This window comes from Gemmatimonadota bacterium, assembly GCA_039715185.1.
In the GTDB taxonomy this organism is placed as follows: domain Bacteria; phylum Gemmatimonadota; class Gemmatimonadetes; order Longimicrobiales; family RSA9; genus DATHRK01.
Genome location: JBDLIA010000174.1, coordinates 1 through 2,956 on the forward strand (window position 1 = coordinate 1; position 2,956 = coordinate 2,956).

Consider the following 2,956-nt stretch of genomic DNA (forward strand, 5'->3'; position numbering starts at 1 on the left):
TCGCCGCTCCTGGGAGAGACCCGCGCCCTGAGGCGCTGCACTCCGCCCTCTTCGGCGTCCACTCGTACCCGGGCGGCGGCTGTCTCTCCGTCGGCGGGTAGCCTGATCACCCGCTCGCCGACGATGCGCCCATCGGACTCGACGACCACCGTCGCGGTGTCGCCGGCGAATCCGCGCTGCTCCACCTCCACGGCGACCTCGAAGGAACCCCCCAGGAGCACCGAGCGGGGAGCGTCGACGCGGGCGATGGCCACGTCTCGTTCGAGTTCCGGCGCGCCGAGCCCGACCGCGAAGATCGGCAGCCCCGCGGCGCGCAGCCGCAGCAGCGCGTCGATCGGGGGTCCCGACCCGTTGTCGGCTCCGTCGGTCACCAGAACGACCCCGGACGCGGGCGCCGAGCCGAGCTCGTCGGCCGCAGCCTGCAACGCGCTGCCGATGCGCGTGCGCTCGCCCTCGAACGTGAGCGCGTTCCAGTCGGTCAGGCGCGTCGGGGCGGAGCCGAAGCGGAGGAAACGAAGGCGGAAACGCGCGGCCAGCTCGGCGGTAAGGGGGGCCGACGGCGCGAACGTGGTGCGCGCGAAATCGGCGCGGGTCTCGCCGTCCACGTCCGGAATGCGCATGCTGCGCGAGTCGTCTATCAGGATGGCCAGGTGGTTCTCGCGCGGAACGACCGTCGGCACGCGCAGCACCGGCCGGGCAAGTAGGACGACCAACGCGGCAATCAGCGCCAGGCGCAGGGTCGCCAGCACCAACGTCGGCGCGATGGCATCCCCTCTGCGACGGCGGATGTACGCAGCGACGGCGACGAGCGCGAACCCCGCCGCCGCGACCCACAGCCACGCGGGGAACGGACGTGCGAGTGCCATGTCCCCGCGCTGATAGAGCAGCGGAGGATACTTGAGCAGCCACTCGAAAAGCTCTCGTATCATGCTCGGCATCCGAATAAACGACCGCGACGCGCACGGATCATCCGACGCGCCACGGCTCCCTGACAAGCTTACCCAGGACGGACCAGCGAGGGTCGCAGCGTTGTCCGCGATCTGTCAGGGATACGCAAACCCCGCAGCGACCGAACTTGGTCCACCGGTTCCAAACCGCTACAATATTTGCAACGGTTCGGCAGCGATACCGGTGGCCGGGCGGCACCGGGCTGCGCAGCGCCCCCCGGAACCAGGGGAGTATGTCCCGATCCAGTTGCACAGAGGCCTCCGGCCAATGTGACGCGCAAGCGCCCGAAGAAGGCGGCCTCTCGGCGGACGCCGACGTCGGTCAGTCGGCGCATTCCGAGCCCGCAGAAGCGCCCTTGCACACCGAGGAAAAGCCTGGCTTCGAGGCCGAGGCGCTCCCCCATCTGGACGCCGTGTACCGCTTCGGCCTGCGCCTCGCGCAGGGGGACACCGACCTGGCGGAGGATCTGGTCCAGGAGACGTTCCTGCGCGGCTACCGGTCGTGGGCCAGCTACACGCGAGGCACGAACTGCCGATCCTGGCTGTTCACCATCTGCCGGAACGTGTTTCTGCGCCAGCGCGAGCGACAGGGGCGCCGACCCGAGACTCCCACGAGTCGGATCGAGGCGGACGTCGAATCTCTCGCCTCGCGGGCGATCTTCGACGATCTGCAGGTGGCCGATCCGGAGAACACTTTCTTCGATTCCTTCGTCGACCGCGAGGTCCTGGCCGAGATCGATCGGCTGCCCGACGAATTCCGCGAATGTCTGGTCCTGAGTGACCTTCAGGGACTCCCGTACGCGGACATCGCCCGCGTCCTGAACATCCCTGTTGGCACGGTGAAGAGCCGGCTGTTCCGCGGCAGGCGGTTGCTGCAGCGATCGCTCTACGACTACGCGGTGGAGATGGGCTACATCCAGCCGTCCGCGGGAAGTCGGGAGGCCGGATGAAGATTCGCACGCCGCTCCCGTGCGCCGAGGTCGCGGACAAGCTGTGGGACTACCTCGACGGAGAGCTCGACCCGGACACGACGGCGCGCGTGTGGGATCACCTGCGCCAGTGCGAGAAGTGCTTTCCACGTTACGACTTCCAGCGTGCATTTCGCGGCTTCCTGCGGCAGCGCACCGAGACGGAGGTCCCGGCCGAGCTGCGCAGGAAGGTCTTTCGCGCCCTCCTTCGCGAGGGCCTCGATGGCGCGGAAGAGCAGCCCGGTCCGATCGAGCGGAGCCTGGTCGAAGGCGACTGACCGGCCGCCATCGGTGGCTACGCCGTGCCTGCCGTGAGCCAGCGCTCGGCTTCGGCCAGGCGTTCCATCGTCCCGATGTCCATCCACACGCAGCCGTCCACCCGGTAGGGCAGCAGTCTCTCGCCGCGGCCCGCGAGTCTCAGGTAGGGTCTTATGACGGAGAACGCCCCCTCCTCTTCCAACTCGTCCAGCAGGCGCGGCTCAGCGACGTGGACCCCGGTGAAGCCCAGGGGGGTTGCCTCACCGCGCGGCTCCCTCGCCAGCGTGACACGCCCAGAATGGTCGGAGTGCCCGCACAGTCCGTCCGCGTCGAAAAGGAGCGCACGGCTCTTGTCGCGCTCGTGCATGGCGAGCGTGACGAGCGCGCCCGAGCGCGCGTGCGCGTCGTACATGTCGACCAGGGACAGGTCCGTCAGCACGTCCGAATTGTGCAGGAAGAACGGCGCGTCACGCCGCAGGAGCCCGGCGGCGTGGCGGAGCCCCCCGCCCGTCTCGAGCGGCGCGTCGCCCGGCTCGCGCACGACGTGTGTTTCCACGCCGAAGCCGCCGCGTTCCCTGACGAAACGCTCCACTTCATGCCCGAGCCAATGGGCGTTGATCACGAGGCGGTCTGCGCCCGCGGCGATCAAGCGGCGCGCCACCCTCTCCAGCATGGGCACGCCCGCCACCGGCACGAGGGCCTTGGGCAGCGTGTCCGTGAGCGGCTGGAGCCTGGTTCCCAGCCCGGCCGCGAAGATCATCGCGTCCACTAGCAGGTCGCTGA

4 protein-coding genes are annotated in these 2,956 nt (G+C 69.3%); 2 read left to right on the top strand and 2 right to left on the bottom strand.

Going from position 1 to position 2,956, the window contains the following annotated elements; translation table 11 throughout:
- Positions 1-929, bottom strand: a 929-nt coding sequence (locus tag ABFS34_16345) for a vWA domain-containing protein (protein ID MEN8376995.1), incomplete at its 3' end; no start/stop codon positions are given.
- Positions 930-1,303: 374 nt separating this feature from the next.
- Here ABFS34_16345 and ABFS34_16350 point away from each other — a divergent pair.
- Together ABFS34_16350 and ABFS34_16355 are read left to right on the top strand one after the other, a co-directional pair.
- On the top strand, positions 1,304-1,897 hold the full coding sequence (locus ABFS34_16350; GenBank protein ID MEN8376996.1) for a sigma-70 family RNA polymerase sigma factor: 594 nt from the start codon (positions 1,304-1,306) through the stop codon (positions 1,895-1,897).
- Positions 1,894-2,193 carry a zf-HC2 domain-containing protein gene (locus tag ABFS34_16355; protein MEN8376997.1) on the top strand — a complete coding sequence of 100 codons (300 nt, stop codon included), beginning with the start codon at positions 1,894-1,896 and terminating at the stop codon, positions 2,191-2,193. Before ABFS34_16350 ends, ABFS34_16355 begins: the two co-directional genes overlap by 4 nt.
- A gap of 17 nt (positions 2,194-2,210) precedes the next feature.
- Here the strand turns inward: ABFS34_16355 and ABFS34_16360 are convergent.
- Positions 2,211-2,956: nucleotidyltransferase family protein (locus ABFS34_16360; GenBank protein ID MEN8376998.1), on the bottom strand; the 746-nt coding region annotated here is incomplete at its 5' end.